14 protein-coding genes are annotated in these 15,767 nt (G+C 55.4%); 5 read left to right on the forward strand and 9 right to left on the reverse strand.

Going from position 1 to position 15,767, the window contains the following annotated elements; genetic code table 11:
• Positions 1–105 precede the first annotated feature (105 nt).
• A complete protein-coding gene (locus tag F8R23_RS09800) occupies positions 106–1,803 on the forward strand; it encodes an NAD-dependent malic enzyme (protein ID WP_112348268.1) in 1,698 nt (565 codons plus the stop codon).
• A 363-nt stretch (positions 1,804–2,166) separates the two neighbouring features.
• Positions 2,167–2,910: an outer membrane permeability protein SanA gene (gene sanA, locus F8R23_RS09805; protein ID WP_151415572.1), complete on the forward strand. Its 744-nt coding sequence runs from the start codon at positions 2,167–2,169 to the stop codon at positions 2,908–2,910.
• Between the two features lie 63 nt (positions 2,911–2,973).
• Here sanA and mglC read toward each other — a convergent pair whose 3' ends face one another.
• From mglC to F8R23_RS09840, 7 genes are all read right to left on the reverse strand, one after another.
• A complete protein-coding gene (mglC, locus tag F8R23_RS09810) occupies positions 2,974–3,984 on the reverse strand; it encodes a galactose/methyl galactoside ABC transporter permease MglC (RefSeq protein ID WP_012005998.1) in 1,011 nt (336 codons plus the stop codon).
• Positions 3,985–3,995: 11 nt separating this feature from the next.
• The gene (mglA, locus tag F8R23_RS09815) at positions 3,996–5,504 is read right to left on the reverse strand and encodes a galactose/methyl galactoside ABC transporter ATP-binding protein MglA (RefSeq protein ID WP_085115932.1); all 1,509 of its coding nucleotides are present in this window, start codon (positions 5,502–5,504) and stop codon (positions 3,996–3,998) included.
• Positions 5,505–5,608: 104 nt separating this feature from the next.
• Positions 5,609–6,601 carry a galactose/glucose ABC transporter substrate-binding protein MglB gene (mglB, locus tag F8R23_RS09820; RefSeq protein WP_099064112.1) on the reverse strand — a complete coding sequence of 331 codons (993 nt, stop codon included), beginning with the start codon at positions 6,599–6,601 and terminating at the stop codon, positions 5,609–5,611.
• 256 nt (positions 6,602–6,857) lie between these two features.
• Positions 6,858–7,898 (reverse strand): HTH-type transcriptional regulator GalS, encoded by a 1,041-nt coding sequence (gene galS / locus F8R23_RS09825; RefSeq protein ID WP_099064111.1) that lies wholly within the window; start codon positions 7,896–7,898, stop codon positions 6,858–6,860.
• 129 nt (positions 7,899–8,027) lie between these two features.
• Positions 8,028–9,209 carry a DUF418 domain-containing protein YeiB gene (gene yeiB / locus F8R23_RS09830; RefSeq protein ID WP_151415573.1) on the reverse strand — a complete coding sequence of 394 codons (1,182 nt, stop codon included), beginning with the start codon at positions 9,207–9,209 and terminating at the stop codon, positions 8,028–8,030.
• A 67-nt stretch (positions 9,210–9,276) separates the two neighbouring features.
• Positions 9,277–9,942, reverse strand: a complete 666-nt coding sequence (gene folE, locus F8R23_RS09835) for a GTP cyclohydrolase I FolE (RefSeq protein WP_012005993.1) — start codon at positions 9,940–9,942, stop codon at positions 9,277–9,279.
• Between the two features lie 247 nt (positions 9,943–10,189).
• Positions 10,190–11,347, reverse strand: coding sequence for a YbfB/YjiJ family MFS transporter (locus F8R23_RS09840; RefSeq protein ID WP_151415574.1), 1,158 nt, complete (start codon positions 11,345–11,347; stop codon positions 10,190–10,192).
• Positions 11,348–11,453: 106 nt separating this feature from the next.
• Here F8R23_RS09840 and ptrR point away from each other — a divergent pair, with 106 nt between their 5' ends.
• The 3 genes from ptrR to fghA are packed head-to-tail and all read left to right on the forward strand — an operon-like array spanning position 11,454 to position 14,383.
• Positions 11,454–12,371 carry a putrescine utilization regulator PtrR gene (gene ptrR / locus F8R23_RS09845; RefSeq protein ID WP_112348265.1) on the forward strand — a complete coding sequence of 306 codons (918 nt, stop codon included), beginning with the start codon at positions 11,454–11,456 and terminating at the stop codon, positions 12,369–12,371.
• A gap of 27 nt (positions 12,372–12,398) precedes the next feature.
• Positions 12,399–13,526 carry an S-(hydroxymethyl)glutathione dehydrogenase/class III alcohol dehydrogenase gene (locus tag F8R23_RS09850; protein WP_129937379.1) on the forward strand — a complete coding sequence of 376 codons (1,128 nt, stop codon included), beginning with the start codon at positions 12,399–12,401 and terminating at the stop codon, positions 13,524–13,526.
• Positions 13,527–13,540: 14 nt separating this feature from the next.
• Entirely contained in the window at positions 13,541–14,383 is an 843-nt protein-coding gene (gene fghA / locus F8R23_RS09855) for an S-formylglutathione hydrolase (RefSeq protein WP_129938481.1), read from the forward strand.
• Between the two features lie 64 nt (positions 14,384–14,447).
• On the opposite strand, the gene F8R23_RS09860 is transcribed toward fghA, so the two are convergent.
• Positions 14,448–14,642: a hypothetical protein gene (locus F8R23_RS09860; protein ID WP_129937372.1), complete on the reverse strand. Its 195-nt coding sequence runs from the start codon at positions 14,640–14,642 to the stop codon at positions 14,448–14,450.
• A gap of 210 nt (positions 14,643–14,852) precedes the next feature.
• A complete protein-coding gene (gsiD, locus tag F8R23_RS09865) occupies positions 14,853–15,761 on the reverse strand; it encodes a glutathione ABC transporter permease GsiD (protein ID WP_099064104.1) in 909 nt (302 codons plus the stop codon).
• Positions 15,762–15,767: the final 6 nt, after the last annotated feature.

Consider the following 15,767-nt stretch of genomic DNA (forward strand, 5'->3'; position numbering starts at 1 on the left):
TTACGCCAATTTACCTCATGATCCGATAACAATTGCTGTACATATTTCCCCGATCTTTTAGGATCACCCTTATAAAGTTATCCGATAAGTTGAAGAGCAAAAGCCATGGAACTTGAATACGAAAGCAAACGCCCTCTCTACATCCCTTATGCCGGCCCGATCCTGCTGGAATTCCCGCTGCTGAACAAAGGCAGTGCCTTCACCGAGGATGAGCGCAGCCATTTCAACCTGCAAGGCTTACTGCCCGATGCGGTGGAAACCATCGAGGAGCAGGCGGAACGCGCCTATCGCCAGTATCAGGATTTTAAAAACGACAGCGATAAGCACATCTACCTGCGCAACATCCAGGACACCAACGAAACCCTGTTCTACCGTCTGCTGGACTCACACCTGAGCGAAATGATGCCGATCATCTACACGCCAACGGTGGGTGAAGCTTGTGAGCACTTCTCTGATATTTATCGCCGGGCGCGTGGGCTGTTTATCTCCTACCCTAACCGCGATCGCATTGACGACATGCTGCAAAACGCCACCAAGCAAAACGTTAAGGTGATTGTCGTCACCGACGGTGAACGTATTCTCGGCCTGGGCGACCAGGGCATTGGCGGCATGGGCATTCCTATCGGTAAACTGTCGCTGTATACCGCCTGCGGGGGCATCAGCCCGGCCTATACCTTGCCGGTGGTGCTGGACGTGGGTACCAATAACCCACAGCGCCTGAACGATCCGCTGTACATGGGCTGGCGTCATCCGCGTATTTCAGGTGATGAATACCACGCTTTCGTTGAAGAATTTATCCAGGCTGTGAAACGCCGCTGGCCGAACGTGCTGCTGCAGTTTGAAGATTTCGCTCAGAATAACGCGACCCCACTGCTGAACCGCTACCGTGATGAAATCTGCTGCTTCAACGACGATATTCAGGGCACCGCCGCGGTCACGCTGGGCAGCCTGATTGCCGCCAGCCGCGCTGCCGGCAGCCAATTGCGCGATCAAACCGTCACCTTCCTGGGAGCCGGTTCCGCCGGTTGCGGCATTGCCGAGCAAATTATCGCGCAGATGAAATCCGAAGGCCTGAGTGAAGACGAAGCGCGCGCCCGCGTGTTCATGGTCGACCGTTTTGGTCTGCTGACCGACAAACTGCCTAACCTGCTCGATTTCCAGAGCAAGCTGGTGCAAAAGAACGAAAACCTGAGCGCATGGCAGACGTCCAGCGATGCCATCTCGTTGCTGGACGTGGTACGTAACGCCAAGCCAACCATTTTGATCGGCGTTTCCGGCCAGCCGGGCTTGTTCACCGAAGAACTGATCCGCGAAATGCACAAGCATTGTCCGCGCCCAATCGTGATGCCGCTGTCCAACCCGACCTCACGCGTGGAAGCCCGTCCGGAAGATATCATCAACTGGACTGAAGGCGCTGCGCTGGTCGCTACCGGCAGCCCGTTCGCACCGGTGCACTATAAAGATCAGCAGATCCCGATTGCCCAGTGTAACAACTCCTATATCTTCCCGGGTATTGGTCTGGGTGTGTTGGCCTCCGGCGCGACCCGTGTCACGGACGCGATGCTAATGGCCGCCAGCCGTGCGTTGGCCGAGTGTTCCCCGCTGGCCACCGATGGGCATGGCGCACTGTTGCCGGATATCGACGATATTCAGGGCGTGTCAAAATGCATCGCGATGGAAGTCGGCAAAGCGGCTCAGTTGCAGGGAATGGCGGTAGTCACCTCTGAAGAAGCGCTGTCAAAAGCCATTGAACACAACTTCTGGCGGCCGCAATACCGCAGCTACAAGCGCACCTCATTCTGATTTGTAGATATATTTCCCCACCAAAGCCCGTTATTAGGGAGAGCGTACCGAAGGGATCGTAGCAGCTTCAGCTGCCGACCAATTTGCCGGGAGCAAATTGGAACGACTTCCAGTCGGCCCGTAGGGTGGGACACATGGACGTGTCCCATAATGGCCCCTCGGTGCGCTAGGCCCGCGTATCTCGGGCATGAAGACAATTCATCAACAAATCCAAGGTCCGGCTCGCCGGGCCTTTTTTATTGGCAAAACCGCCTAAAAATGCGGCGCAATGCGTGCCAGAGGCAGGGACACGCTTGCTTCAACCAGTCAGGTAAAGTAGCCTTGAGCCATCTTTTTTGGCCCCTGTGCGCGTAAGGCAATAACATGTGGAAACGCCTGATAATCAGCCTGTTCGTCATCATTGCACTGCTGATGCTCTCGGCTCTCGCGCTCGATCGCTGGATCAGCTGGAAAACGGCGCCTTTCGTCTATGATGAACTGCAAGGGCTGCCCCATCGCCAGGTCGGCGTGGTACTGGGTACCGCCAAATATTACCGTACCGGCGTGATCAACCAATATTACCGCTACCGTATTCAGGGCGCGATCAACGCCTATAACAGTGGCAAGGTGAAATATCTGCTGCTGAGCGGTGACAATGCCCAGCAAAGCTACAACGAACCTATGACCATGCGCCGCGATTTGATCGCCGCAGGTGTGGCGCCCAGCGATATCGTGCTGGATTACGCCGGATTCCGCACCCTGGATTCGATCGTGCGCACCCGTAAAGTGTTCGATGCCAATGACTTTATTATTATCACCCAACGCTTCCACTGTGAGCGCGCGCTGTTTATCGCGTTGCATATGGGGATCCAGGCGCAGTGCTACGCGGTACCGTCACCAAAAGATATGATGACAGTGCGTGTGCGTGAGATCTTCGCCCGCCTTGGCGCACTGACCGACTTGTATATCCTCAAACGTGAACCGCGCTTCCTCGGCCCGCTGATCCCAATTTCCTCCATGCACACCATCCCGGAAGATGCCCAGGGTTATCCGGCAGTATCACCGGAACAATTGGTCGAGCTGGAGCACAAGCTGGCGGCGGAAAAACAGAAAGCCAAACTGCCATAACTCCCCCCTCACTAAAAACAAAAACGGCCAGCATTCGCTGGCCGTTCCCATTGTAGCGAAGACTTACTTCTTCTTGGCATACTTCAGTGAATCCAACGCTACCGCGAAGATAATGATGCCGCCCTTGATGATGTACTGCCAGTAAGGGTTAACGCCAATGTAGGTCAGCCCGTAGTTGATGACCGTAAAGATGATCACCCCGGTCACCACCCCCAACACCGTACCTACCCCGCCGGCAAAGGACACTCCGCCCACCACACAGGCCGCAATGGCATCCAGTTCATACATAAAGCCGAGGTTGTTGGTGGCGCTGCCGATACGGCCCGCTTCCAACAAACCGCCGAAGGCATAGAACACACCAGACAGCGCGTAAATCATGATCAGGTTCAGCGGCACATTGACGCCGGAAACCTTGGCTGCCTCAGGGTTGCCGCCGATGGCGAAGATATTTTTACCGAAGCGGGTTTTATTCCACAGGATCCAGACAAAAATAATCGCAATGATGGCGTAGAAGGTAATGTACGACAGCTTAAAGTCGCCAAAGCGCAGGAATCCCTGAGCAAAGGTGGAAAACTTGGGATCAAACCCCGCCACCGGCGATGCGCCAACAGAGTCGTAATACAGCGAGTTAATGCCGTACACGATAATCATGGTACCCAAAGTGGTAATAAACGGCGTCACGTTTAGGTAGGCGATGATCAACCCGTTCACCAGACCGATCACCGCACCCACGGCACACACCAGCAGGATCACCAGCGGGATCGACCAGGTTTCCATGTGCGGAAACACCTTGTTGACGTTGTCCATCGACTGCAACAGCGTCGCGGCGATCACCGCTGCCAACCCCACCTGACGCCCGGCGGACAGATCCGTCCCCTGGGTAACAATCAGCCCCGCCACACCCAGTGCAATAATAATGCGTACTGAAGACTGAGTCAGAATGTTACTCAGGTTCATTAAGCTGAGGAAAGTCGGATCCTGGATAATAATAATTGCCAGCAGCACCAGCAACACCACGTAAATGCCACCTTCCTTGAAATAGGTGAACAAAGTTTTCTTATTCAGCGCGTTCATAATTCTGATCCTTAAAGGTGCAGGGATGCGAGACGTAAAATTTCATTTTGCGAGGTCTGTTTGGTGTTAACGATGCCCGCAACCTGACCATTACTCATCACCAGTATTCTGTCGGTAATTCCCAAAAGCTCCGGCATTTCAGACGAGACAATAATGATCCCCTTGCCCTTCTTCGCCAATTCGGTCATCAACTGATAAATTTCGAATTTGGCGCCAACGTCAATGCCACGCGTCGGTTCATCCAGCATTAATATTTCCGGCTGGGTCAGCAGCCAACGGCCGATGATCACCTTCTGCTGGTTACCGCCGGACAGCGAACCGATATTGGTATGATGACCCGGAGTCTTGACCCGCATGGCGTCGATCACCCATTGGGTATCGCTTTTCATACGGGCATTATCCAGCAGGCCGATTTTGTTTTTATAGTTACGGATGTTGGAGATCAGCGAGTTAAAACCGACGTCCAGATAAGCGTAAATCCCAGTGGAGCGGCGCTCCTCCGTCACCAGGGCAAAACCGTGGTTAATCGCTTCATTGGCGCTGTGGTTATTGATCGCCTTGCCGTGCAGCTTGATGGTGCCCGCCACTTTTTCGCGGATGCCGAACAGCGTCTCCAGGATGTCGGTGCGCTTGGCGCCCACCAACCCGGCAATGCCGAGGATCTCCCCCTGATGCAGATCGAAGGAAATATCGCGAATCGAAGGCTGGCGTAATGAGGTCAGGCCCTTCACCTCCAGGATCACCTCGCCCGGCGTATTCTGCCGATCGGGGAAACGCTGGCTGAGCGAGCGCCCCACCATCATCGAAATGATCTTGTCCATATCCAGCCCTTCCAGCGGCTGGGTGGCGATCCACTGGCCGTCACGCAGGATGGTGATCTCGTCGCACAGTTGGAAGATCTCTTCCATCTTGTGCGAGATATAGACGATGCCGCAACCGCGCTCTTTCAGCTTACGGATAATAGTGAACAGATGATTCACCTCTTTTTCCGTCAGCGAAGAGGTCGGCTCATCCATGATCACAATCTTGGCGTCGTAGGAGAATGCCTTGGCAATTTCGATCATCTGCATTTGCGATACCGATAACGTGCCCACCTTATCCCGTGGGTTGATATCAATATCCAGCTCGTCGAATATCGCCTGGGTGTCCTTCAACATCTTGTCCTGATCGACAAACATGCCCTTGGTCGGATAACGTCCCAACCACATGTTGTCCATCACGGTGCGCTGCAACACCAGATTCAATTCCTGATGCACCATTGAAACGCCGTGTTCCAGCGCCTCTTTAGAGCTTTTGAAATCAATTTCCTGGCCCTGAAAAATAATACTGCCGGCATCTTTTTTATAAATGCCGAACAGGCATTTTAATAATGTCGATTTGCCCGCGCCGTTCTCCCCCATTAATGCATGAATGGAGTGCGGACGAACGCGCAGATTCACATTATCCAATGCCTTGACGCCGGGAAATGACTTACTGATATCGGTCATTTCCAGCAGAAATTCGCGTGGGCTGTCGGCCATAAATACACCTGGCTTATCGGTCTTTTAATATCGTAAATTTCCCCACCCACGGCTTTCCTGGTGTTGGCGGCCGTGGGCGGGGTCATTGTGGGTTATCTCAGCGCTTATTTCACAAACTGAGACAGGTTGTCTTTATCTACGCCAACGTAAGGAATACGGACCACTTTATTCTCAATCTTATATTTGGTGCCGTCGGCAGCCGGTTTGCCCGCAGCCAGGTTTTTCGCCAGTTCGAAGGTGGCTTTAGCCTGATTGTCGGCATCGTTCAGCACCGTTCCCGCCATCGCGCCGGACTTCACCATCGCCAGAGCTTCTGGCAGTGCATCGACACCGAATACCGGAATGCTGGTTTTGTTATGCGCTTTCAGCGCTTCAACCGCACCCATCGCCATCGCATCGTTATTGGCGATCACCACTTCAATTTTGTTGGCGTTAGGGCCAGACAACCAGGCATCCATCTTGTCTTTGGCCTGAGCGGTGTCCCACATCGCGGTATCCATCTGCAGCGCCTGAGTCTTGATGCCGTTATCGTTCAACGTTTTCACCACGTAAGTGGTGCGCGCTTCGGCATCCGGGTGACCCGGCTCGCCTTTCAGCAGCACGTACTGGATCTGGCCGTCTTTGTTCAGATCCCAGTTCGGGTTAGCTTTCCAGTGTTTCTCGATCAGTTGGCCCTGGATCACCCCGGACTCTTTGGAGTCGGTCCCTACGTAATAGGCTTTGTCATAGCTGTCCAGCGCTTTGCGGGAAGGCTCTTTGTTGTAGAACACGATCGGGATATCATTTCCGCGCGCCTTATCGATAATCACCGGAGCGGCGGCCGGGTCAACCAGGTTGATCGCCAGCGCTTTAACGCCCTTGGCGATCAGCACGTCGATCTGATCGTTTTGTTTGGATTGGTCATTCTGCGAGTCATTCATCAGCAGGGTAACGTCCGGAGAGGCCTTGGCGTCTTTCTCGATTGCCTTGCGTACCACCGACATAAAGTTGTCGTCATATTTATAAATTGTGACGCCAATACGAGTGTCTGCATGTGCTGCGGCGCCAAACATCATGGCTGCGGCCGTCGCGGCCAGGGTGAAAACCTTCTTATTCATTGTGTGTCTCCGGTTTATGTAGGGTCTTGCTCGGTATTAGGCCAAAGGTAACCGGTGGTGAGTGCACAACCGGGCCTGGCAGTTTCCCTGTCATCCGTGAATCATGTTATTCCTGAAAAAGGTGGTGCCAGCGCGAGGTAAAAAACAGCAGCGGCAAGTGCCTTTGCGCTGGAAAACGCCTAGAGCATAGACGGCGCGATGTTAATAATCTGTGAATTTTCTCACAGATTGAAAACGGTTACACAAGATTAAATGTTCAGAGAGTGACCGCTGCCTCACTTTGCCACGGCGCCACAGAATGGCGACGAACCAGGGTAGGCATAAACAAATGACGGGCCTGCGGCTCCAGCCGGCCTGCCGCACCCAGCAAAGCCAGCTCGGTAGCCAGCGTCGCCATGGTAACAATGGGGTAGCGCACCGTGGTGAGCTTGGGGCTGGTATAGCGTGCGATGGGGATATCATCGAACCCCACCAGCGAGAAATGTTGCGGTACTGTGATACCGTTTTCTTTCAGCACCGCCATGGCACCGGCGGCCATGGCGTCGTTGTAGGCAAACACCGCACTCAAATGCAGGTTACGGCCGAGTAACTCGACCATGGCCGCTTCCCCGCCCTGCAGGTCCGGCGAACCGTAGGCGCGCCAGTTGTCCGGCGTGATCAGCCCTGCAGCGCCCATGGCCTGCGAGTAGCCCTGCTGGCGCAGCGGCCCGTCTTCGATCGGGTGATTGGAGCCCAGATAGCCGATACGCTGATGACCTTGCGACAACAGCAAGCGCATCGCCATCTCCGCGCCGCTGACGTTGTCCAGACCGACGCAGCGGTGCTCATAGCCGGCAATAATACGGTTGATCAACACCATGCCCGGTACCTGATCGAGAAAGGTCATCAGCTCGGCATCACACAACGTTTTAGCATGAACAATCAAGGCATTACAGCGCTGGCGAATCAGCACCTCGATAGCGTGACGCTCTTTATCCGCCTGGTGATAACTGTTACCGATCAGCAGATATTTGTGGTGTTGCTGCGCCACGGTGTCTACCGCTTTCACCAGCGCACCAAAGAAGGGATCGGAGACATCCATCACCACCACCCCGAGGGTATCGCTGCTCTGCGTGGCCAGCGCCTGCGCATTGGCATTGGGCCGATAACCCAGTTCAGCCACCGCCTTCAGCACCTGTTCACGCGTCTCTTTACTGGTCAGGGCGCTGTGATTCAGCACGCGGGAGACGGTCGCTACGGACACGCCCGCACGCTTCGCCACGTCGCGAATGGTGGTTGGGTGAACAGAGGAGGTCATGAAAGATCCTGAGGTCGGGGTAGTTAACAGTGGCGCTATCCTACCCCGTTTGTCATCCTCCTCTGCGTGAATTACGTCACAGGAAAGAAAACGTTTACATACATTTTTTTAACCTACCTGCGCCAAATCTCAATTCAGCGCTCTTGGCTCGGTCTTGCCGGCGGCCAGGTGGGTCAATTTGCGCCACAGCCATTCCACTGGGCCCTGGGTGAAATAATTCAGCCACAGGTTAGAAAACAACAGGTTAGCCAACCAGACCAATGGAACGAACGCCAACAGCTGCAGGCGGTCAAACTGTTGGTACAGGCCGAAGCGATAGAACAGCGTGGTGCAGATCAGCGTTTGCAGCAGATAATTGCTCAGCGCCATACGCCCGACCTGCGTCAGCCAATGCCCGATGCGCAGGCGCGACAGCGTTGGCCAGAAACCGTAGCACAGCGCCAGATAGCCCATAGCCTGCAGCGGTGCACCCAGTTCACGCGGCACCTGCAATAAAAAACCGCTCCAGCGGTAGTCCCAGTGAAGATGCCATTGCAACGCCACTGCCGGCAGTTGGATCAGCAATGAAAGCGGTATCAGCCAGGCGGCCTGACGGCGGTAATAACCCGGTGAATAGGTGCCACGCAGCCAGCCACTGCGCATCAGCCCGGCACCAAACAGCATCAGTCCCGCCAACTCCCAACCGTATTGCGCGCCAATCGCCAACAGGCTGGAAGAGAGCAGATCGGTGCGGCTCCGCCAGGCCTCCATACCGCCCTGCAGCTTCCAGAATTTTTCATACTGCAGTTCCGCCACCCCAGGCTGCCAGAAACCACCCGGTTCACCGTGCGATATAAAGCCCAGTAACAGCAGGACCCCGACACCGATCAGGTATAGCACCACGCCGGTTTTCAACAGTTGATAGGTTTCTTTGGCCTCGCGGATCATTCGCCAGCACACCAACCCGATCAAACCGTAAGCCAGCAGGATGTCACCGTCCCAGAGGAAAATAGCGTGTGCCAGACCAAACAGCACCAGCCACGACAGCCGCGCGCGTATCCAGCCCTTGCCGCGACGCAGCAACATCTGCAAACCTGCACCAAGCAACAGTGCAAACATCGCCAGGAACTTGGCCTGAGCGAAAATATCCAGCAGCGCCCAGGTCCAGGCATCTCGTGACGACGGTACCCCCAGATAGGCTGGATTCAGGTAGGCCGCCTTCGGCAGGCCAAAGGCGCTGATATTCAGCAGCAGAATGCCAAGAATGGCGATACCGCGCACACAGTCCAGAGTGGCGATGCGCGGCAGCGGTGTGGTCGAAGTGTTGTTCATTATTTTACCGCTGTATTCCGGTCATTAAAAAGGCGCCCGCAGGCGCCTGTTTTTTTATCACTCACCATCACCCCTGGTGATGTCGCACCGCGCGCAGAAATTCCTGGCGAGTGTTCTGGCTGGACTTGAACAGCCCACCCAGCGAGGTGGTGGTGGTCGCGCTGGTCGCGTCGCGGATACCGCGCGCCTTAACACAATAATGGACCGCATCGATAGATACCGCCACGTTATTGGTGCCCAGCAGAGTTTGTAATGCCACCAGGATCTGCTGAGTCAAACGCTCCTGCACCTGTGGGCGCTGGGAGAAGAACTGCACGATACGGTTGATCTTCGACAGGCCGATCACCGCATCTTTCGGGATATAGGCCACGGTCGCCTTGCCATCTATGGTGACGAAGTGGTGCTCACAGGTACTGGTCAGGGTAATGTCGCGCACCGTCACCATTTCATCCACCTTCATCTTGTTTTCGATGACGGTGATTTTTGGGAAATTAGCGTAGTCCAGACCAGAGAAAATCTCATCAACATACATTTTGGCGATACGGTGTGGGGTTTCCGCCAGGCTATCGTCGGACAGATCGAGATTAAGCAGCTGCATGATTTCCGTCATGTGCTCTTTAATACGGCGCTTGCGCGTCTCGCGATCCAGCACTTCACCACGCAACGGGGTTTCCAGGCCACGCTCTTCGAGCGCCGCGTGAACCAGTACAGCTTCTTTACTTAATGATGTCATTTCATCTCTCCAACGGACTGGAACTCACCCCTCCGGCTGCTTTACCGAGCAGACGGGCGAATTGCATACTCTCCTGACGACAGAAGTTTCCGTCATTAATAACGTGAACCCGGTCAAGATTTTGACCCCACTCTAGATGAGAGTGAGGGGATTATCCAGTGATTGTGCTTCATCAGCAGTTGAAATATTCGCATTTAGCACAATCAGGCCCGCTGCGGCTATTCCACGTTTTTTGTACGGAATTTAATCACAACGACGTCGGTTTTCGTGCCTGCTCACGCGCCGGCGTATTCACCACCAGCAGTCCGGCGACAATCAGGCCAGCCACAGCAACATATAACGCCGGTTCCAACCTATGGGTCAGGGCCGTTGACAGCGCCGACAGCGTAGGGCCAACCAACTGACCCACGGCATAACCCGTAGTCAACAATCCCGCCATATAGCGCGCATGGTTGGGTGCCAGTTCCCTGCCGTGCTGGATCGACAACTGCACCACACTGAGGAAACCACCACCGGTCAACAATGCCCCCAGCGCCAGCCCGGCCACCCCCGGGACGATTTCCGCGCTCAAGACTCCTAACGCCTGTACCCACAGGGTAATGGCCAGACGGGTTTGGGTGGTCAGCTTGTGGCGGGTCAGGATACCGATAACAATCCCCAATACCGCCGCCCCACCGAAGATCGGCCAGACAAATTGCGCGAACACGCTGCCGGGAAAACGTGCGGCGGCCATTTGCGACAAAAAGGTGGCCGGCAGAATATAGCCAAAGCCCGCCAGACTGTAGCTCCACACCAGCCGCTTCAGCGCCGGGGTCAGCAACAGTGGCTCCGGAGCCACATCCGGACGATGTAATTCACCGGCCTTCGGCAGGTTAATGCTGATTGCACCAATCAATACCAGCGCCAGCACGCCGTACACCAGCCAGGCCTGAGACGCCGTCAGCGCCAGGCTGTGAATGCCAACCGCCAGCATACCGCTGATAAAAATCCCGGCCCCCGGCCCCGCGAAGACCGCCGCACTGAGAGCCGGACGACCATAATGTGCCAGCCGCTCATTGGTCCAGGCCGCCACCAGCACCATCGCCCAGCCGCTGGCCCAACCAATCAGGAAACGCACGACACCGTGCCACCATTCGCCCTGCACCCAGGCAGAAAGCAACGTCAACATGACCGCGCCCCACACGCCCAGCCACAGCCGACGCTCGACATGCTGACTGGCCCGCATCGCGTCATAGGCACCGCACAGATAGCCCAGGTAGTTGATGGCCGCCACCAGCCCGGCACCGGTCAGGGTAAACTGGTGCTCGGCAATCATCAGCGGCACCTGCGGGGTAAAGGCGAAGCGGCCAATCCCCATGGCTACGATCAACGCAATAAAGCCGCTCAGGGCAATTCTTAAGGCCATGTAGAGTTTCCAGACTGTTAAAAGAAAGTTGCCAGTATCATGCCGCAGTATTACACTCACAAAAACTGAATAATACTCACCAAGTTCATCACGAAAAGAGAAGATAATGGATCTGACCCAGCTCCGCATGTTCTGTAGCGTCGCCGAAACCGGCTCCGTTGCCCGTGCTGCCGAGCAACTGCACCGCGTACCCTCTAATCTGACCACCCGCCTGCGTCAGCTTGAACAGGAACTGGGCACCGATCTGTTCATTCGCGAAAAACAGCGCCTGCGCCTTTCGCCGATGGGCCATAATTTTCTCTGCTACGCCAACCGTATTTTGGCGCTGAGCGAAGAAGCCATGAGTATCACCCATGCCGGTGAGCCGGCAGGCAACTTCGCTATCGGTTCGATGGAAAGCACCGCCGCCACCCGTTTACCCACTTTGCTGGCGGCCTATCACCAACGCTTCTCACAGGTGTCGCTATCGCTGACCACCGGTACCTCCGGCGAGATCACCGAACGGGTACGCGCCGGTACGTTGGCAGCGGCGCTGGTCGACGGGCCGGTGCAATATGACGAACTCAACGGCTGCATCGCCTTCCCCGAGCATATGGTAGTGATCTCCTGCCTCGATCACCTGCCGATCCATAGCGCCAAAGACGCCAAGGGCGAAACGCTGTTTGCCTTCCGCGCCAGTTGTTCTTATCGCCTGCGGCTGGAATCCTGGTTCAAGCGCGAAGGCGTGCTGCCGGGTCAGGTGATGGAAATTCAGTCCTACCACGCCATGCTGGCCTGTGTCGCCAGCGGTGCCGGGCTGGCGATGATCCCGCATTCGGTGCTTAGCCTGCTGCCAGGCCATGAGCGAGTGAAAGTACATACCCTGCCGGATGACATAGCCCAAACCGCCACCTGGCTATTGTGGCGACGGGATGCCTTTGGCCCGAACGTGCGTGCCCTGAAAGAATTAATTATTGAACAGGCGGAAACCCTCGCGGTTGAAAATACTGCCTACGACTTACCAGATGCTATCGACATAGCCTGATTAAAAAATAGACCACTGGAGACTATGATGGAAATGATCAAAACCCGTGCCGCCGTTGCCTGGGGCCCTAACCAGCCGCTGAAAATTGAAGAAGTCGATTTAATGCCACCGCAAAAAGGCGAAGTGCTGGTGCGTATCGTCGCCACCGGTGTCTGCCATACCGATGCCTACACCCTGTCCGGTGCCGATCCGGAAGGGGTGTTCCCGGCGATCCTCGGCCATGAAGGCGGTGGCGTGGTGGAAGCCATTGGTGAAGGCGTGACCAGCGTGGAAGTCGGCGATCACGTGATCCCGCTGTATACTCCGGAATGTGGCGAGTGCAAATTCTGTAAATCCGGCAAAACCAACCTGTGCCAGGCGATCCGCACGACCCAGGGCAAGGGACTGATGCCGGACGGCACCACCCGTTTCTACAAAGACGGCAAACCCATCTTCCACTACATGGGCACTTCCACCTTCTCCGAATACACCGTGGTACCGGAAATCTCACTGGCGAAAATCAGTAAAGAAGCTCCACTGGAAGAAGTCTGCCTGCTGGGTTGCGGCGTTACCACCGGTATGGGTGCGGTAATCAACACCGCCAAAGTGCAAAAAGGCGATACCGTGGCCATCTTCGGCCTGGGCGGCATTGGTCTGTCGGCGATTATTGGCGCACAGATGGCCGGCGCAGGCCGCATCATCGGCATCGATATCAACACCAGCAAGTTCGATCTGGCACGCAAACTGGGCGCAACCGACCTGATCAACCCGAAAGACTACGATAAACCGATTCAGGACGTGATCGTCGAACTGACCGACGGCGGCGTTGATTTCTCCTTCGAATGTATCGGCAACGTCAACGTGATGCGTTCGGCGCTGGAATGCTGTCACAAAGGCTGGGGCGAATCGGTAATTATCGGCGTAGCCGGTGCCGGTCAGGAGATTTCTACCCGTCCGTTCCAACTGGTGACCGGCCGTGTGTGGCGCGGTTCCGCTTTCGGTGGCGTGAAGGGGCGTTCGCAACTGCCAGGCATCGTCCAGCGTTATATGGACGGCGAGTTTGCGCTGAATGACTTTATTACCCACACCATGGGGCTGGAGCAGATTAACGAAGCGTTCGATTTGATGCACGAAGGCAAATCCATCCGTTCCGTTATCCACTTCGACAAAAAATAAGCCAGGAGGCAGAGATGACCTTGTCATTAGAACTTCTCGAAGAGCACCGTATGTTCGGCGGCTGGCAACAGCGTTATCGCCATGCGGCGCAGAGCCTGAATTGCAACATGACTTTCAGCATCTATCTGCCGCCACCGCGCGATGATAACCCGCCGCCGGTGCTGTACTGGCTGTCGGGGCTGACCTGCAATGATGAAAACTTCACGCTGAAGGCCGGTGCGCAGCGTATCGCCGCCGAGCTGGGGCTGGTGCTGGTGATGGCCGACACCAGCCCTCGTGGCGACGATGTGCCGAACGATGAAGGCTACGACCTGGGTCAGGGGGCTGGCTTCTACTTGAATGCCACCCAGGCCCCCTGGGACAAGCACTTTCGCATGTACGACTACATCAGCGATGAGTTGCCGACGTTGATCCATCAGCATTTCAGCGTCAGCGATCGTCAGTCGATCTTCGGTCACTCAATGGGCGGCCACGGCGCACTGGTGATGGCATTCCGTAATCCACAGCGTTTCCGTTCGGTGTCGGCATTCGCGCCCATCGTTAACCCCTGCCAGGTGCCATGGGGGCGTAAAGCCTTCGCCGCCTATTTGGGTAGCGACGAAAGCCAATGGCTGCAATATGACAGTTGCCACCTGCTGGCCAACGGCGCGGAAAAAATGCCGGTGCTGGTGGATCAGGGTGATGACGATCAGTTCCTGGCGGATCAACTGCAACCGGCGAAGCTGGCCGAGCTGGCCCGCCAGCGCGACTGGCCGCTAACCCTGCGCATTCAGCCGGGTTATGACCACAGCTACTTCACCATCGCCAGCTTTATCGAAGACCACCTGCGCTTCCACGCCGAACATCTGTTCCGTTGATCGGCCCTAACCGCTTGCATTGGCAAGCATTGCAAGCGGTTATTCCTCCCGATAACACTCTCAGTTAACGCTCTCGGCCAGTGAACCAATAATAAACATCTTCAAACCAGGTTAATAAGGCTTTGGTGCCGATCACTGTAATCACCGCGATTGCAACATCCACATAACTATGACAGGGTTCCATAATTAGCAGTGATGAATGCTCGATTAAAGAGAATGAAATAAATATCCACAGGGCTATAATAATGCAGTCTTTCATTTACACATCCATGTAAGAAATCAAAAGAACACTAAGGAAAACAAGATAAAACCACTCAATTTTAAATAAAAATAACCATTAATTATGATTACATGACTAACACAATAATTAGGTGAACGTATTCGGTTTAATTACCGAACACGTTAAAGTGCCAAAGTTAATTAAGCGATTAATACCCCGTATATTAACCGCTATTAATTTAACTTTATTCTACCCCTTTAATTTCGGATCCAGCGCGTCACGCAGCCCGTCGCCTAGCAGGTTGAACGCCAGTACAGTGATAAATATCGCCAGGCTGGGGAAGATCGCCACGTGCGGTGCAATCACCATATCCGCCCGCGCCTCATTGAGCATCGCGCCCCACTCCGGTGTCGGCGGCTGCGCGCCCAGACCGAGAAATGACAGGCTGGCGGCGGTGATGATCGAGGTGCCGATACGCATGGTAAAATACACCACAATTGACGAAATCGTCCCCGGCAGAATATGCCGCAGGATGATGGTCCAGTCGGACGCACCGATGCTGCGCGCCGACTCGATATAAGTCAGGTGCTTCAGTACCAGCGTATTGCCGCGCACCAGCCGGGCAAACGCCGGGATGCTGAAAATCGCGACCGCGATGATCACGTTGGACATACCGCTACCCATAATCGCCACCACGCCAATCGCCAGCAAAATGCCGGGAAAGGCGAACAGCACGTCACAGATTCGCATGGTGATACGATCCCACCAGCCTTCGTAATAACCGGCCAGCAGCCCCAATAGCGTGCCGATCAGCCCGCCGACCAGCACCGAGAACACCCCGGCGGCCAATGAAATGCGGGTGCCCATCAGAATGCGACTGAAAATATCCCGGCCAAGCGAATCCACACCCAGCCAGTGCACCAGCGAAGGCCCCTCGTTCAGACGGTCATAATCAAAGTAGTTTTCCGCATCAAATGGCACCAGATATGGTGCCAACAGCGCGGCGACCACCAGCAACAGCACCAACAGCCCGGCGACCAGGGCCACGCGTTGTTGGCGGAACCGCCGCCAGAACTCATGCCAAGGTGTGCGAACCGCGTTAGGGTTGATCGTCGGCATCGCCTTCAATGCGGCGTTGCGTCGCCAATACTTAATCATCCAGCG

Origin of the sequence: Serratia proteamaculans (genome assembly GCF_008830365.1) — a bacterium.
Taxonomy (GTDB): domain Bacteria; phylum Pseudomonadota; class Gammaproteobacteria; order Enterobacterales; family Enterobacteriaceae; genus Serratia; species Serratia proteamaculans.